Origin of the sequence: Shewanella sp. SG44-6 (assembly GCF_014164185.1) — a bacterium.
Lineage (GTDB): Bacteria > Pseudomonadota > Gammaproteobacteria > Enterobacterales > Shewanellaceae > Shewanella > Shewanella vesiculosa.
In genome coordinates this window covers 1-385 of the sequence record NZ_JACJER010000333.1, presented here as the reverse complement: position 1 = coordinate 385, position 385 = coordinate 1, and the positions used below count along the sequence as shown (strand labels likewise).

Annotated in this window: 1 pseudogene; it reads left to right on the top strand. The window is 39.2% G+C overall.

What is annotated here, in order from left to right:
* Window positions 1-67: 67 nt before the first annotated feature.
* Window positions 68-385: pseudogene (locus H5185_RS22480) on the top strand (hypothetical protein); the annotation flags it as partial.

The following is a 385-nucleotide window of genomic DNA, read 5'->3' as shown; positions in this document are numbered from 1 at the left end:
AATAGATAACTATTGAACCACTCGATAATCACTCTTAATCTGTGTAGTTGAAGTATAAGAAAAAGTAATGCTAAATCTGCGTAACTTACAATCAAGAAGAAACTACGCTGAATTGCTTTGGGGCAAAGACGTGTTTCAAGCTGGCCTAGTGAATGACCGTAAATTGCACAGAATTACTAAATCTCTACTACGTTCAGCCCCTGATAATGTTAAAATCTCCGCATCAGAATTACCGAGAAACTCAATGTTTATCCATCATATTAACGGCATCGACTGGCTAGTGATCACAGCTTTTGAAGAACTGAAAACTATGTTTATCGAAGAAGCCGGTACGATACCCTCTTGCTTCTCTACCGCCAGCGAATTGAACCTGGTTGATCAAGCA